General features: G+C 61.3%; 13 protein-coding genes and 2 pseudogenes. 9 read left to right on the forward strand and 6 right to left on the reverse strand.

What is annotated here, in order from left to right:
* Positions 1–277 precede the first annotated feature (277 nt).
* The gene (locus tag FQ664_RS06275; RefSeq protein WP_144170951.1) at positions 278–1,282 is read right to left on the reverse strand and encodes a RelA/SpoT domain-containing protein; all 1,005 of its coding nucleotides are present in this window, start codon (positions 1,280–1,282) and stop codon (positions 278–280) included.
* Positions 1,283–1,520: 238 nt separating this feature from the next.
* Here FQ664_RS06275 and FQ664_RS06280 point away from each other — a divergent pair.
* Positions 1,521–2,374: pseudogene (locus FQ664_RS06280) on the forward strand (IS3 family transposase); the annotation flags it as partial.
* Here the strand turns inward: FQ664_RS06280 and FQ664_RS06285 are convergent.
* Positions 2,375–3,751: an IS30 family transposase gene (locus tag FQ664_RS06285; protein ID WP_144170883.1), complete on the reverse strand. Its 1,377-nt coding sequence runs from the start codon at positions 3,749–3,751 to the stop codon at positions 2,375–2,377.
* A gap of 55 nt (positions 3,752–3,806) precedes the next feature.
* On the opposite strand from FQ664_RS06285, the pseudogene FQ664_RS06290 reads away from it, so the two are divergent.
* Positions 3,807–4,103, forward strand: a pseudogene (locus tag FQ664_RS06290) (IS3 family transposase); the annotation flags it as partial.
* On the opposite strand, the gene FQ664_RS06295 reads toward FQ664_RS06290, so the two are convergent.
* Genes FQ664_RS06295 through FQ664_RS06305 form a run of 3 tightly spaced genes read right to left on the reverse strand, consistent with a single transcriptional unit; the run spans position 4,100 to position 6,140 of the window.
* The gene (locus FQ664_RS06295) at positions 4,100–5,146 is read right to left on the reverse strand and encodes a recombinase family protein (RefSeq protein ID WP_256675882.1); all 1,047 of its coding nucleotides are present in this window, start codon (positions 5,144–5,146) and stop codon (positions 4,100–4,102) included. The pseudogene FQ664_RS06290 and the gene FQ664_RS06295 overlap by 4 nt on opposite strands.
* Before the next feature lie 17 nt (positions 5,147–5,163).
* Complete coding sequence (locus FQ664_RS06300; RefSeq protein WP_144170885.1) at positions 5,164–5,643, reverse strand: YchJ family protein; 480 nt, start codon at positions 5,641–5,643, stop codon at positions 5,164–5,166.
* A 2-nt stretch (positions 5,644–5,645) separates the two neighbouring features.
* Positions 5,646–6,140 (reverse strand): DUF6231 family protein, encoded by a 495-nt coding sequence (locus FQ664_RS06305; RefSeq protein WP_144170887.1) that lies wholly within the window; start codon positions 6,138–6,140, stop codon positions 5,646–5,648.
* A gap of 159 nt (positions 6,141–6,299) precedes the next feature.
* Here FQ664_RS06305 and FQ664_RS06310 point away from each other — a divergent pair, with 159 nt between their 5' ends.
* The 4 genes from FQ664_RS06310 to FQ664_RS06325 all read left to right on the forward strand — a co-directional run bounded on the left by FQ664_RS06310 (position 6,300) and on the right by FQ664_RS06325 (position 8,926).
* Positions 6,300–6,992, forward strand: coding sequence for a PA1041 family peptidoglycan-binding anchor lipoprotein (locus FQ664_RS06310; protein ID WP_144170889.1), 693 nt, complete (start codon positions 6,300–6,302; stop codon positions 6,990–6,992).
* An 89-nt stretch (positions 6,993–7,081) separates the two neighbouring features.
* Positions 7,082–7,801, forward strand: a complete 720-nt coding sequence (locus FQ664_RS06315; RefSeq protein WP_144170891.1) for a PA1041 family peptidoglycan-binding anchor lipoprotein — start codon at positions 7,082–7,084, stop codon at positions 7,799–7,801.
* 98 nt (positions 7,802–7,899) lie between these two features.
* Positions 7,900–8,175, forward strand: a complete 276-nt coding sequence (locus tag FQ664_RS06320) for a DUF1145 domain-containing protein (protein WP_144170893.1) — start codon at positions 7,900–7,902, stop codon at positions 8,173–8,175.
* Entirely contained in the window at positions 8,168–8,926 is a 759-nt protein-coding gene (locus FQ664_RS06325) for a collagen-like protein (protein WP_144170895.1), read from the forward strand. The genes FQ664_RS06320 and FQ664_RS06325 overlap by 8 nt, the downstream gene beginning before the upstream one ends.
* A gap of 118 nt (positions 8,927–9,044) precedes the next feature.
* On the opposite strand, the gene FQ664_RS06330 is transcribed toward FQ664_RS06325, so the two are convergent.
* Positions 9,045–9,509: a CopD family protein gene (locus tag FQ664_RS06330; protein ID WP_144170897.1), complete on the reverse strand. Its 465-nt coding sequence runs from the start codon at positions 9,507–9,509 to the stop codon at positions 9,045–9,047.
* A 98-nt stretch (positions 9,510–9,607) separates the two neighbouring features.
* On the opposite strand from FQ664_RS06330, the gene dinG reads away from it, so the two are divergent.
* The 3 genes from dinG to FQ664_RS06345 all read left to right on the forward strand — a co-directional run bounded on the left by dinG (position 9,608) and on the right by FQ664_RS06345 (position 15,428).
* On the forward strand, positions 9,608–11,752 hold the full coding sequence (dinG, locus tag FQ664_RS06335; protein ID WP_144170899.1) for an ATP-dependent DNA helicase DinG: 2,145 nt from the start codon (positions 9,608–9,610) through the stop codon (positions 11,750–11,752).
* A 79-nt stretch (positions 11,753–11,831) separates the two neighbouring features.
* The gene (locus FQ664_RS06340; protein WP_144170901.1) at positions 11,832–14,066 is read left to right on the forward strand and encodes a beta-galactosidase; all 2,235 of its coding nucleotides are present in this window, start codon (positions 11,832–11,834) and stop codon (positions 14,064–14,066) included.
* A gap of 216 nt (positions 14,067–14,282) precedes the next feature.
* Positions 14,283–15,428: a serine hydrolase domain-containing protein gene (locus FQ664_RS06345; protein ID WP_144170903.1), complete on the forward strand. Its 1,146-nt coding sequence runs from the start codon at positions 14,283–14,285 to the stop codon at positions 15,426–15,428.
* The last annotated feature ends 43 nt before the right edge of the window (positions 15,429–15,471 follow it).

A 15,471-nucleotide genomic window follows, 5' to 3' on the forward strand; every position in this document is an offset into this window, starting at 1 on the left:
CGGTGTTGGGTGGTCAGGATGCCATCAAGGGATGCAGGAGGTTTGACGTTCCGGTGTACCTACAAGGCTGGAGAAGCCAGATATTGGCTCTGGCTTACAATGGGTGGGTGAACCCGCGAGTTCGTGGCTTGCAGCCGGACTTGATACCCTCGCCTTGTTATTAAAGCTAGTGCGCTGCAGGGGTGTCGGTAGTTTCTCATAGAGTGCGAAGGAAATATAAATTTTCGATATACTAAAATGTATGGAAATTTGCATGCGCCTCTAGCTCTTATGCCTGTCAATCAAGTTTTTGCTGCCCTTCAGTTAGGAGCTTGATGAAGTCCTTCGCATCGGAGAAGTAGTTTTTGAACGCCATTCGAATTTCTTCGTTCGTGTCCGCCTTAACTAGAACAACATCGAGTGATGGATGCTCTCTCTCCAATCTAAATAGTTCCCTCAAAGCGTCAGGTGCCTCCTTGAAGTTCTTTACTTCGAGACTGCCATCTTCTTTGAAGATCAAAATAGTGTTTCGGCTATCCGTATATACCGTCTCTGAAGAGTTCAGACCGGTAAGGGTTCTGACAATGTGAATGTCCCGATCAATCTGATCAAAACGCTCTAGAACCTCGGCATTGGTCAATTCAGGAAATGGGCCAGTCTTCCCCTCGTGGGCTCGACTGAGAATTTCACTAGCAAGGGCCATGCCTTCTTCATAACGTTTGTCGCCCTGCTGGAACTTTGGCTGGCTTTCAGTGATGAAGCCAATAACTTCCACTGCTGTCGCCCATGCATGTTGAACTAGTGTTCGGTATTGGATTTCGAGAAGCAACCCACGATACTGATCACCGTTTTTTGATCGCACATCATATGAGTAGACATCGTGGATGCCTCTGTAGCCTGTTTGCTTCGGTCGTTTGATGTAGTCGTATTTATCGGTTTCATTTTTTCGCTTGTGATTGAAGCGCGCTTTATGAAAGCTCTCACGAAATTCATATAGCTCTTCAATCGTGCGAAATATGAGGCGACATCCCGCCACATCATCCATGCGGGACAATTCCATTTTTGGAAGTCGCATCAATTTATTGAAGATCGTGTTTTTGCGTTTGTGCCGTTGAGCAACAACGATTTTCTTGCCCCGCGTGCGACTTCTCAAGCTGGCTTGAAAGGTGTTGAGCACAATACGGTGGGCGGCTCTCCACTCGTCAATGACTTGTATGTCTTCAGCGCTTGCACGCTGGTCACGGATGCTATAACCAGCAGCGTTGACACGTGACTTTGAGCCACCCGGAAAACCCTTGATCATGTCGTTCACTAGATTTCGTCCCTGCTGGCAAGCACTACGATGGATTCCGTAGGAGGGTATGAGAGAGAGAACGAAAAAGCTAGCCCTTTGCCACCCGGAGCTTGAGTCCTTTTTCTAGCAATTTCCTATCCCGCCGGAAATTTACGGATGCACTTCGAGAATGAATTGGGGTTTCTGAATCGCCCTTGGTTTCGTAGACACCTCCAAGCCTCATAATGAGGTCCAAATAGGAGGTGCCATGAGTCGTCAGCGTTACCCCGAAGAATTCAAGATCGAAGCGGTCAAGCAAGTGACCGAGAAAGGCAAGCCTGTCGCCGATGTCGCCCAGCGCCTGGGCATGTCCGTGCACAGCCTCTACGCCTGGATCAAGGTCTACAGCAAGCCCCAAGAGCAGCGTCAGCCAGATGACGATCAGCAGGCCGAACTGCGCAAGCTACGCGCCGAACTCAAGCGCGTGACTGAAGAGCGAGACATCTTAAAGAAGGCCGCCGCGTACTTTGCCAAGGAGTCCGGCTGAAGTACGCCTTCATCAAGAAGCACTCGACTGATTACCTGGTGCGTCGCCTTTGCCAAACCCTCAACGTGCACCCCAGCGGCTACTACGCTTGGTTGGCCAAGCCTCAATCTGCCCGAGCAAAAGAAGATCAACGTCTGCTTGGCTTGATCAAGCAGGCCTGGTTAGAAAGCGGAGGGGTGTATGGCTATCGCAAGATTCACGATGACCTGAGAGAGCTGGGAGAGATCTGTGGGCGAAATCGAGTCGGACGCTTGATGCAGGCAGAGGGGCTGCGTTCGCAAACGGGTTATCGACGTCGCCCAGGATTTTATGGCGGAAAGCCAACCGTCGCCTCGCCTAACCACCTTGCGCGGCAGTTCAAGGTCAGTGAGCCGAACAAGGTCTGGGTGACAGACATCACTTACATCCGCACCTATGAAGGATGGCTGTACCTGGCGGTAGTGCTGGATCTGTTTTCCCGCCAAGTGATTGGCTGGTCAATGAAGCCCAGGATGTGCAGCGACCTGGCGATCGACGCGATGTTGATGGCCGTGTGGCGCCGCAAGCCACAGCAGCAAGTGATGATTCAGGCGGACTCAACCGGTCGTCGCAACACTGGATTGTTGTACAGACTTTAGATACTCATTCAGTGCTTCGGCAGGTGTTTTCCAGCCGAGTGTTTTTCGAGGTCTAGTGTTAAGTACGTGAGCTACCGCCTGTATTTCTTGGGCACTCCAACGAGAGAGGTCAGTGCCTTTCGGGAAATATTGCCGTAGAAGGCCGTTCGTATTTTCGTTTGTGCCGCGCTGCCATGGACTATGTGGATCAGCAAAGAAAACCTTTACTCCGGACTCGATGGTAAATCGAGCGTGATCCGACAGCTCCTTTCCACGATCCCAGGTCAAAGACCGCCACAGCTCGATGGGAAGATCTGTCACCGTCTTCTTCAATGCGTTGGCCATACTAACAGCCCCATACCCAGCCAGCGCCGGGCCGTTCTTCGTGCGGGGAATTAGCCCATAACCTTTCTCGCGAGGCAGATGGACGAGTATGGTAAATCGAGTTGAGCGCTCGACCAGAGTTCCAATCGCAGACCGGTTCAGACCGATGATCAGGTCGCCCTCCCAATGCCCGGGTACAGCCCGATCTTCTACCTCAGCAGGGCGACTGGAGATCATGACGTCCTCGCTGACGTGTGCCCACACTTTGGCCTGCGCTCTGGCTCTCGGCACGCGCAATGCTCGTCCTGAGCGCAGGCAGCTCACCAGTTCGCGCTTGAGAGCTCCTCGACCCTGAATATAGAGCGCCTGATATATGGCTTCATGAGAGATGCGCATGGATTCATCATCCGGAAAATCGATCTGGAGCCTGTTGGCAATCTGTTCAGGCGACCAGCCATTGACCCATTTACGGTCACTGCGATGCGGTTTATTTCGGCCTTTGAAGGGCGCTTGCCGAGGCCCAGAAATCTCACGACCATCGGCGTCTTGAACCTTGCCCTCAAGGCGGTCGCGTACGTACTGGTGCAGTCGCGGGTTAGTAACCAGTTTCGCTGGTTTCGGCCTCTTGGCCACCAGTTCTGCCTTCCATTGCGCTACTGACGCTCGATATTCAAGCCGACCGCAACGGGTAGCAGCATTTCGTGTCAGTTCCCGTGAAATTGTGGATGGGCTTCGTCCAAGGCGACGGGCGATCTCACGAACGCCAACACTTTGCGCTCGAAGCAGCCCAATCTCTTCTCGCTCTGCAAACGATAAGTATCGCCCTGATATGTGATTCGACATGAATAATGGCATCCCGCCTCGATGACGGAACCAGCGTGTACCTACCGCTGTTGATACGCCAACGGCATGTGCTGCCTTTTCGCTTGTGATGCCTGTTGCAATCTGCACCCAAAATAGCCGCTCGATCTCATTACGAAGTGAGGGTGCACCTGGAGAACGCATCGCTCCCCGGCCCGTCAATTTTTGCATCCATCCTGCGGGTCGTCCCATAAACACCTCGATCAAGGTGTTGCGACGACCGGTTGAATCCGCCCAATTCAGTAGCTCAGATTGGCAAAGTTTCTTGAAGGCCAACAACGTGATTAGCAGTATGAGTCGGCGAGGAAACTGCCATGACAACGCCGTAGCCGAGAGCTTTTTCCAGCTTTTGAAGCGGGAGCGAATCCGACGAAAGATCTACGGAACGCGTGACGAAGCCCGAAGTGATATTTTCGATTACATCGAGATGTTCTATAACCCTAAACGCCGACACAGCAGTGCTATGCAGCTGTCACCAGTAGAGTATGAGAAACGCTATTTTCTGAGCTTGGAGAGTGTCTAGGAAACCAAGGGCGATTCACACAGTCCTCTGGTTGTCTTGGAGCATTTGTAATACTTACGGCCACGCTGTCCTTGGAGGTGCATGGCTGACTCGCACTTGTAACAATTGAGGATGCCCGCCAGCACATTGAAATTGGTGGTGGCCTTCGTGACGCTGTGTGTCTTGCGAGACGTTCGGGCAGCTTGGGCTAGGTAGAATTCATCCTCCGTCACTACGGAGGGGAAGTAGCCCTTGATCGGGTCGCCATCAGGCGTTCGCTTGCCATCAATGAATATGTGAGGCTGATACTCCCCGAGGGTCGTCCGGCTGTCGAGGATGTGACGCACTGTTGAGAAACCCCACAAACCAGAGAAGTTCTTTCTTCCTGCACTGAATGCAGGTATGCCTTCTTGATTCAATGTGGCTGCGATGATGCGGGAACCGTGACCCTTGGTGGAAAGGTCGAAGATGCGGCGAACAACGGCAGCTTTGTCAGGGTTGAGCACATAGCCATTTGGTGTCACATCTAGCCAGAGAGGACGGAGCTTGCCCAAGGGCTTGCCAATGGTGCGAGCTTCCTTCTGTTTCGCACGCCATGCAGAGGATACCCGGCCACCCTTGGTTGCCGACTCCTCATGGGCACGTGACATTGAGATGATTGAAATGATCAGGTCGAGTTCGTTGTAGTCCTTCGTGTACAGGCGTTTGTCCACACTGGTGTAGACGTTGATGCCCTTGGCCAGCAGGTCGAGAAACCTAGGAAGGGCGTCACGCACTCGTTCACGGGAAAGACGATCCAGTGATTCCACAACCAGATAACTACCGGGTGGAATCGTGCCGTCCTCAACGTAACTCAGGAATCGAGCAAGCTCGCCAGTATCGTCAAGGTGCTTGCCCTTGAACGCTGAGCGGCCTGCATCGAAGAACAGGTATTCCCTCGGATCGGCCATTTCTAGGCCGTTCTCATCACAGAATGCCTTGGCGGCTTTGACCTGCCTCGCGTAGCTGTCGCCTGCTGACTGCTTTGCACTACTGAATCTGATATAGCTGAAAACCTTGCTCATGGTGCGGCTTGCCTACCTCAACTCGTTGGTAGGTAATTGTTACAGCACTTCTTGAACTTCTGGCCGCTGGCGCAAGGGCAGGGGTCGTTGCGCCCGGCCTTGAGCCCGACCGTAGGGTCGATGAAGTACCAGCGCCCGGCATGCTGGACGAATGCCGAGCGCTCGCGGTGCTGATGGTCGCCCTCCTGATCGTGCCAGCGTGCGGTGAAGGTGACAAAACCATGCTCCGGCTGGCCGCCCAGCACTTCTGCGCTTTCCACCTCCAGGCCCAGCCAGGTGCTCTGGGCACTCCAGGCGGCCATGGCGGCGCGGTCCAGGCCGGCTTGCTGAGCCGGCAGGGTGGTGGCCACCAGGTAGTCGATCAGGCCCAGCACGTAGGCACTGTAGCGTGAGCGCATCAGTGCCTGGGCATCCGGTGCCGGGGTGCCGGCATGGTAATGCCCGCAGCAGGCGTCGAGCAGGTTGCCACTGCCACAAGGGCAGACCGAGACACTCATCATCACCACCAGTACTTGCCGAAGTTTTCAGGGTTGGCCCAGAACTTGGCGTTGAGCCAGTCCGGTACCTGTTTGTAGTCATGTAGATCATAGGTGAACAGGCTCAATACCTGCTGGTCACGGCGGAATTTCTCGCTGGCCGCCAGGGCCAGGGCAAAGAAATCGGTGTCTTGCCAGCCGCAGGCGGCCAGGTCGGCCAGCACCGCGACACGGCTGGCATTGAGGTTGCGAATGCCACCGAGCAATTCCAGGCCGGTGCGTTTGGGCAGGTGCTCCAGGCAGTCCACCAGTACTGCCAGGTCAAAGCGCTGGGCTGCCAGTTCGGCCGGTAGCGGGCCTGGGGCGGCAGTGGCGATGGTTACCTGTGGGTGCGCCTGGGCGAAAGCGTCCAGTGCCGGGAAGCGCGTGCCGACCAGCAGCAGGCGTTGCGGGGTGAAGCGCTCCAGCAGGGCCGCCAGGGCCTGCTGCGGGGTGCGCTGGGAAAAACCGTCGGTCATTGGCAATCCTCGTTGAAGTCGTCCAAGACTAGCGGGCCGCAGCGTGCGGGCAAAGAGGCATGTGACTGTGTCGTGGCTTATTGGTGGCAGGGATCAAATGCTCGGTCTTTACTCCCAGAGATCGGCCTTATGCCGATTCCCCCTAGGAGAAGCAATGAAATGAGCATAGTACGCACAGCGATACCCCTGGTCCTGCTCACCAGTGTGTTGACTGGTTGTGCAGGTTTGCAAAAGACCGACTGGCCGAAATGTGCCGCCGTCGGGGGTGTAGGTGGCGCTGCCTTGGGCGCCATCGAGAGTTCCAGCTGGGCTGGCTGGGGCGCGTTGCTGGGCGGTGGCCTGGCGGCGGGCTATTGCTGGGCCCATGGCGATGGCGACGAGGATGGCGACGGCGTGCCGGACAGCCGTGACAAGTGCCCAGGCACCCCGCGCGGTGTGCAGGTCGATGCCAACGGTTGCCCGCCGGAGCCGGCTGCGGTGGTCGAGGAAGTGGTAGTGCAGAAGGAAGAAGTCATCGTCATCCGCGATGTGCACTTCGAGTTCGACTCTGCGCGCCTGACCGCCAGCGACAAGGAGCGCCTCAACACTATTGCCACGCGCCTGAAACAGGAAGCACCATCCGCCCGCCTGAGTGTCAGCGGCCATACCGACAGCGTCGGCTCCGACAGCTACAACCAGAAACTGTCCGAGCGCCGTGCCCACTCGGTGACCGATTACCTGGTCCAGAGCGGTGTGCCGCGCAGCAGCTTCGTGTCGGTGGTCGGTGCCGGTGAAACTCAGCCGGTGGCAGACAACGCCACGGCCGACGGGCGTGCCATGAACCGCCGTACCGAGATCAAGATCCAGCGCTAGAACGGCGTACGCCCGTGCCCTGAGCAGTGGCACGGGCGTGTCGGCACGGCGGTCAGCCGTTCGTGGCCAATGACACAGGAGCATTCAGCATGAGTGTGACGTCGAAGGCGGCGTTGCCGCTGTTAGTGGCTGCCAGCCTGCTCGCCGGCTGCGCCACCCACAGCGATGGCAGCGCGCCCCTCAACCAAAGGACCTGGCCCATCTGCAGCCTGCTCGGTGGCCTGGTCGGTGGCGGCCTGGGCGCCATCGAAAGTTCGAGCTGGGCGGCTGGCGGCGGTGCCCTTGGTGCCATTGCCGGGGGCCTGATCTGTTACGCCCAGGATGGTGACGAAGATGGCGACGGCATTTTCGACCGCCGCGATCGTTGCCCCGATACCCCCGCCAACACTGCGGTCGACCACATGGGTTGCCCGTTGAAGCTGTACCCTGCATCGCCGCCTGCCACTGAACCTGAACCCTCGCCAGAGGTAATCATCCTGGATGACAACGGCGCAGTGATGTTCGCCTTCGATTCCGCCGAGCTGACCCCGGCGGCTCAACAGCGCCTGCTAGGCCTGGTGGCGAAACTCGATTCACCGACGGTGGCCAGGGTCAGCGTGATCGGGCATACCGACAACGTCGGCTCCGACAGCTATAACCAGACACTTTCCGAACGCCGTGCCGGCAGCGTGGCCAAGTACTTGATCGGCCAAGGGCTGGCGCCGGGCAAGGTCACCAGCCAGGGGCGCGGCGAGAGTGAACCGCTCACCGACAACGAAAGCGAGGAGGGCCGCGCCCGCAACCGACGGGTGGAACTGCACCTCAACTGAGCGGTGCTGGCGCCTGCCTTGGCATTGCAGTTAATGTTGGTCGCATGGCCCGCTCGAACGGGCTGTCTCGACATAACAACAATCTATGGGGGCGGGGTATGAAGTTCATCCTGGGCCTGGGCAAGGCCCTGACAGTCGCTTTCTGGGGAGTGGTGTTGTTCAATCAGTTGATGCCACAACCCTTGCCCTTCAATTTGCTGATCAACGCCGCGGGCATCGCCTTGCTGGGCCTGCACCTGCTCGAAATGCTGTTCTTCAATGGCAGCCTGCGCGGGCGCAGCCACCGCTGGTTCGATCGTTTGCAAATCCTGTTGACGGGTATCTTCCATGTCATGTCCATTCCCCGAGCGCAGGAGGCGCCGCGAAATGCGTAATCTGATGTTGCTGGCCATGTTGGCCGCTCCCCTGGCCCAGGCCGAAAGCCTGGAGGTCGCTGCCAATTCCATGCTGCGCCTGCCCGACAAGTCGGCCAGCGTGCACCTTGCCTACCTGCGTGTTGCCGACGCCGCAACCCTGCTGCTGCCTGCCTCGCTCGCGGAATTGAAGGTCGACCAGCTGGAGCTGGAGCGCGATGCGCGTATCGCCATTGCACCGTCCGATAACCCGTTGCTGATCGAGGCGCGCAGCGCGCGGCTGGGTGAGGGCAGCGAATTCAGTGCACCGGGGGCGGCGGGCACTTACCAGCGGGGAGCCCGGTCGGGCCGCAGCCTGGACCTGAAGCTGGCTGAAGTGGATGCCGAGCGGCTGGCGATCGATGCCCGTGGCGGTGCCGGCGCGCCGGGTTACGTCGGGCTCGATGGCGCCAACGGCCAGGCCGGTGGCTGCACCTGGGGCCAGGCCAGCCGCGGTGCCAATGGCGATGACGGCGGCGACGGGCATGATGGCGCGCCGGGTGGGCGCATCCGCCTGAGCGTGCCGCAGGGCTTCCCGCAGGAGCGCATCGTGGTGCGCCTGGACGGTGGTGCACCGGGCAAGGCCGGGGCTGCAGGCAAGGCCGGTAAAGGCGGGGCGAGCAAGGGTTGCCTGGTGTACCGCACCGATGCCGGTGCCAATGGCCGCCCGGGGCAGCCGGGCCAGCCCGGGTTGGCGGGAGCTGCGGGCGAACTGATCCTGCAGCGCCTGTGAAAACCCGTGCTGGCCCTATCGCCGGCAAGCCAGCTCCCACCCCGACCGCATCGGCCGCAAGCCATGTGCAGTGCCTGTGGGAGCTGGCTTGCCGGCGATAGGGCCGGTGCAGGCAGCATCAGCTCATCAGGCGCGAACTGGCCACCGCGACCACGGCCAGGCCCAGCAGCAGGTTGATCCCCACCATCCGCCGAATCCGCCCCAGCACTGCCGCACCCGCCGGCCAGTCCTCGGCCTGTACCGCTGCCTTCAGTTCCGGCAGCAGCAACGCCTGGATGCGCATGAACAGGGCAAACATGGCGATGCCTCCACCGATCATCACCTGCACATACTTCGGTGCAGTCTCGAAGCCGCTGAAGCGCATGTGCAACATGCCGATACCACTTATCGCCAAAATCGCCACGGCCAGCCAGACCCAGCCGAAGAAGCGTCGGAAAACTTCCACCCACAGGCGCAGCCGGGCAGGCCCCTCAAGGGCTGCAACCGTTGCCGGGCGCAGCACCAGCCAGGCGAAGAACATGCCGCCGACCCACACCAGGGCGGCCAGGACATGCAGTGTGTAGGGCAGGGCAAAGGCAAGCATCCGGATCTCCATGCGGCATAAAGGGCAATAGCGGGGTATGATAGCCGCCCCATGCGCAACACTGAAAATATATCCAGCCCTCCGGGCGCCTGCAGACCATGATCAGCAACGAACTCAAAGCCACCATCCAGGGCGCCTATACGCGTTTTCTCGAAGCCAAGAGCCTCAAGCCGCGCTATGGCCAGCGCCTGATGATCGCCGAAGTGGCCAAGGTGCTCGGCGACATCGCCTGTGACGAAGAGGGCCGCCGTGCCGGCGAGCCTGCCGTGGTGGCCGTGGAGGCGGGCACCGGTACCGGCAAGACGGTAGCCTACAGCCTGGCTGCCATTCCGGCCGCCAAGGCTGCCGGCAAGCGGCTGGTGATCGCTACCGCCACCGTGGCGCTGCAGGAGCAGATCGTCTTCAAGGACCTGCCCGACCTGATGCGCAGCAGCGGGCTGAATTTCAGCTTCGCCCTGGCCAAGGGCCGTGGCCGCTACCTGTGCCTGTCCAAGCTCGACATCCTGCTGCAGGAGGGCCACGCCCAGTCGGCCACCGCGCAGCTGTTCGAGGAAGAAGGCTTCCGCATCGAAGTCGACGAGCGCAGCCAGAAGCTGTTCAACAGCATGATCGAGAAGCTTGCCGGCAACCGCTGGGACGGTGACCGCGACAGCTGGCCCGAAGCCCTGGAAGACCAGGACTGGGCGCGCCTGACCACCGACCATAGCCAGTGCACTGGCCGTCACTGCCCGAACTTCCAGCAGTGCGTGTTCTACAAGGCCCGCGAAGGCATGGGCAAGGTCGACGTGATCGTCACCAACCACGACATGGTGCTGGCCGACCTGGCCCTGGGTGGCGGCGCGGTATTGCCCGACCCGCGCGACACCATGTACGTGTTCGACGAAGGCCACCACCTGCCAGACAAGGCCATCGGCCATTTCGCCCACTATTCGCGCCTGCGCTCTACTGCCGACTGGCTGGAGCAGACTGCCAAGAACCTGACCAAGCTGCTGGCCCAGCACCCGCTGCCCGGTGACCTGGGCAAGTACATCGAGCAGGTGCCGGAGCTCGCGCGGGAAGTGCGCACCCAGCAGCAGTTCATGTTCACCCTGTGCGAGCAGGTTGCCGACTTCCGCCCCAGCGAGGACAACGAAGGCCGTGAGCGCCCGCGCTACCGCTTCGAAGGCGGCGTGGTGCCGGAGCAGATCCGCGAAGTGGGCATCGAGCTGAAAAAGGGCTTTGCCCGCCTCAACGACCTGTTCACCCGCCTGGCCGACCTGCTCAAGGAAGGCATGGACGGCGAGGTCAACATCGGCATCGCCAGCCATCAGGCCGAGGAGTGGTACCCGCTGTTCGGTAGCCTGGTCACCCGTGCCCAGGGCAACTGGGAGCTGTGGACAGCCTTTACCGCCGAAGACCCGGAAGACAGCCCGCCCATGGCCCGCTGGCTGACCCTGGCCGAGAGCGGTGCGCTGTTCGACATCGAAGTCAACGCCAGCCCGATCCTGGCCGCCGAAATGCTTCGCCGCAGCCTGTGGAGTGTGGCCCATGGCGCGCTGGTGACGTCGGCGACGCTGACCGCGCTGGGCAAGTTCGACCGCTTCCGCATGCGCTCGGGGTTGCCGCGTGACGCGGTCACCTGTGTGGTGCCCAGCCCGTTCGTGCATGGCGATGCCGGCCTGCTGCGGGTCCCCGACCTCAAGGCCGACCCGCGCGATGCGGCGGCGCATACCGCGGCGATCATCCGCGAGCTGCCGAACATTGTCGAGGGCGCCCGCGGTGCGCTGGTGCTGTTCTCCTCGCGCAAGCAGATGCAGGACGTGTTCGATGGGCTGGACCGTGACTGGCGCAAGCTGGTGCTGATCCAGGGCAACCTGTCCAAGCAGGAAACCCTTAACAAGCACAAGGCGCGGGTCGACGATGGCCAGCACAGCGTGCTGTTCGGCCTGGCCAGCTTTGCCGAGGGTGTCGACCTGCCGGGCGCCTACTGCGAGCACGTGGTGATCGCCAAGATTCCCTTTGCCGTGCCGGACGACCCGGTCGAAGCGGCGCTGGCGGAGTGGATCGAGGCCCGTGGCGGCAACCCCTTCATGGAAATTGCCGTGCCCGACGCCTCGCTGCGGCTGATCCAGGCTTGCGGCCGCCTGCTGCGAACCGAACAGGATCGTGGTGTCATCACTTTGCTTGACCGGCGCCTGGTCACCCAGCGCTACGGCAAGGCTATTCTCAATGCGCTGCCGCCGTTCCGGCGGGAAATTTCCTGACCGCCGGAGCACTTGCTCCGGCGCGTTGTCCATTACTCAGTCGTGGGCCATGAGGGCCCTGAAGGAGAGCACCAGCCTTATGGTCCGCCGTACCCTGCCCGCCGTTTTCGCCCTGTTGTTCAGCTCGCCCTTGCTGGCTGGACAGCAGACGCTGTTCAGCTTCGTGCGCCCGGCCTCGGTGGTCAATGTGGCGACCGAGGATGCCGGCATGCCGCAGTACAACGCGGAGCAGACGGCGGAAGGCGAAGTATTGCGGCGCGTGGTGTTCAACCCGGCCCAGCGGCCGACCCTGCGCCTGAGCCCGCAAAGCGGTGTGTGGGACTGGTCTGGCGGGCAATTCCTGACCTTGCGCCTGCAAAGCGCGATGGATTGGGCGCTGACCGTGGATGTCATGGTGCAGGGCAGTGATGGCCGCACGTTGACCAGCCGCATCGACCTGCCGGCCGGTCCTGCACAAACCGTGATGGTACCGCTGACGGCCCGCTCGCCGCTGAGCCAGGGCATGCGCGCCGGCCCGCCCATGCCCTGGAACCATGGCGGCCAGCGCCTGCTGCTGACCAGTAGCACCGGTGCGGTCGACCTCAAGCAGGTGGCCGCGGTCAGCCTGAGTATCCCCAACCCCAAGGTGGCGCAGAACCTGCTGATCGAGCGGGTGGGCATCCAGGATGATGACCAGGCCTACAAGGCGGCCTACCACGAGCTGATCGATGCCTATGGCCAGTCCACTCGCGGCCATTGGCCAGAGAAGGTTGCCAATGACGAGCAGCTCAAGGCGGCCGATGTGCGCGAGCAGCAACAGCTCAAAGGCTGGCTGGCAGAGCGTGGCAAGCAGCAACTGGACGCGTACGGTGGCCTGCTGGCCGGGCCGGCGTTCGAGGCCAAAGGTTTCTTCCGCACGCAAAAGCGTGACGGCCGCTGGTACCTGGTAACGCCCGAGGGGCATCCGTTCTATTCCCTGGGGGTGAATGCCGTGGCCGCGGATGGCGGGCGTACCTACGTGGCCGGGCGTGAGGGGATGTTCAAGGCGTTGCCGGGCGAGGGCGATGCACTGGCCGCATTCTATGGCGACGGCAACAACGACGACGGCAACGCCTCGTCGCAAGGGCGCAACTTCAAACAGGGGCGCTGGTTCGATTTCTATGCCGCCAACCTGCAGCGCACCTATGGCAAACCCTGCCCGCCCGCGGTAGAGGGGCAGCCGGCCAACTGCCCGGCGCTGGCGCTGGATGCCGCCCGCTGGCAGGCGCATGCGCTCGATCGCCTGCAGGCCTGGGGTTTCAACACGGTCGGCAACTGGAGTGAGCCGGCCCTGGGCCAGGCCAGGCGCATGCCGTACACCTTGCCGCTGTCGATCGTGGGGGATTACGCCAGCATCAGTACCGGCATGGACTGGTGGGGCAGCATGCCCGACCCGTTCGACCCGCGTTTTGCCATGGCCACCGAGCGCGCCGTGGCCATTGCCGCTCGCGATCATCGTGACGACCCTTGGCTGATCGGCTATTTCGCTGACAACGAACTGGCCTGGGCCGCCCCCGGTAGCGACCCGAAGGCGCGTTACGGCCTGGCCTACGGAACCTTGCGCCTGACCACCGATGTGCCGGCCAAGCGCGCCTTCCTCAAGCAGTTGCGTGACAAGTACCGCAACCAGGAAGGGCTGTCCAAGGCCTGGGGTATCGAGCTGACCGCGTGGGAGCTGATGGAGGACCCGGGCTTCGAGGCACCGTTGCCCAACCCGGAGCACCCGGAAATCGAGCGTGACTACCAGCACTTCCAGCAGGTGTTCGCCGAAACCTACTTCAGGACCATTGCCGACTCGTTGAAGTGGCATGCGCCCAATCACCTGCTGCTGGGGGGGCGCTATGCCGTCAGCACGCCGGAGGCGGTCAAGGCCTGTGCCGAGTTCTGCGATGTGCTCAGCTTCAACTTCTATACCCTCAAGCCGCAGGATGGCTACGACTTCGCTCGCCTGGCCGAGCTGGACAAGCCGGTGTTGGTGTCCGAGTTCCAGTTCGGCTCGCGCGATCGCGGGCCGTTCTGGCCGGGGCCGCTGGAATTGGCGCGGGAAGAAGACCGCGGCCCGGCCTACGGCAACTTCCTCAAGGCGGCCCTGGCGCAGCCGATGATCGTTGGCGCGCACTGGTTCCAGTACCTTGACCAGCCGGCCAGTGGGCGCCTGCTCGATGGCGAGAACGGCCACCTCGGGCTGGTGGCGATCACCGATATGCCTTACCCGGGGTTTGTCGATGCTGTGCGCAAGAGCAACTTGCAGGCAATGAGCCGGCTGCGTACTCAATTGGAAAAACCGATTCCCTGACTAGTGCAAATAGATGTGGGGGCGGGCGTGCCCGCGAATCAGGCGACCCGGTGGATGGTACCGGCTATGCCGGTGTTCGCGGGCACGCCCGCTCCCGCAGTAAGTCCAGCTGGGTTACCGTTCATCGTAACCACCCGGCCCAAGCCAGTTTGCAAAACGCCAAACTACTGAAACAATGCACGCCATTTTCGGAAATGGTCGTACGGAGAACAGCGGGTGCAGATCCAGGGTCACTATGAGCTGAAGTTCGAAGCAGTGCGCGAAGCCTTTGTCGCGCTGTTCGATGATCCGCAGGAGCGTGGCGCCGCGCTGTGCATCCAGGTCGGTGGCGAAACCGTGGTCGACCTGTGGGCCGGCAGTGCCGACAAGGACGGCCAGCAGGCCTGGCACAGCGACACCATCGCCAACCTGTTCTCCTGCACCAAGACCTTCACTGCCGTGACCGCCCTGCAACTGGTCGGCGAGGGCAAGCTGGCCCTCGATGCGCCGGTGGCCAACTACTGGCCCGAGTTCGCCCAGGCCGGCAAACAGGCGATCACCCTGCGCCAGTTGCTCAGTCACCGTGCCGGCTTGCCGGCCATCCGTGAGCTGCTGCCGGCCGAGGCGCTGTATGACTGGCAGGCCATGGTCGATGCGCTGGCTGCCGAAACGCCCTGGTGGACACCCGGCACCGAGCACGGCTATGCCGCCATTACCTACGGCTGGCTGATCGGCGAGCTGATCCGCCGTGCCGATGGCCGTGGCCCCGGCGACTCGATCGTCGCCCGTACCGCGAGGCCGCTGGGGCTGGATTTTCATGTCGGCCTGGCGGACGATGAGTTCCATCGCGTGGCGCATATCGCCCGTGGCAAGGGCAACACCGGGGACGCTGCGGCGCAGCGCTTGCTGCAGGTGACCATGCGCGAACCCGAGGCCCTGTCGACCCGTGCCTTCACCAATCCGCCGGCGATCCTGACCAGCACCAACAAGCCGGAATGGCGGCGCATGCAGCAGCCCGCGGCCAATGGCCATGGCAATGCGCGCAGCCTGGCGGGTTTCTATGCCGGATTGCTGGACGGCAGCCTGCTCGAATCCGAACTGCTCGACGAACTGACCCGTGAGCATAGCCTCGGCCAGGACCGCACCTTGCTCACCCAGACCCGTTTTGGCCTGGGCTGCATGCTCGACCAGCCCGACGTAGCCAACGCCACCTTCGGCCTCGGTGCCCGCGCCTTTGGCCACCCCGGTGCCGGTGGTTCGGTAGGTTTCGCCGACCCGGAGTACGATGTGGCCTTCGGTTTCGTGGTCAATACCCTTGGCCCTTATGTGCTCATGGACCCGCGAGCCCAGAAGTTGGTACGTGCCCTTGCCAGCTGCCTTTGATCGGGTAATGCGGGTGTTGCCCCACCCCTTTGACTATCCTCAA

It is taken from the genome of Pseudomonas persica, from assembly GCF_900291015.1.
GTDB lineage: Bacteria > Pseudomonadota > Gammaproteobacteria > Pseudomonadales > Pseudomonadaceae > Aquipseudomonas.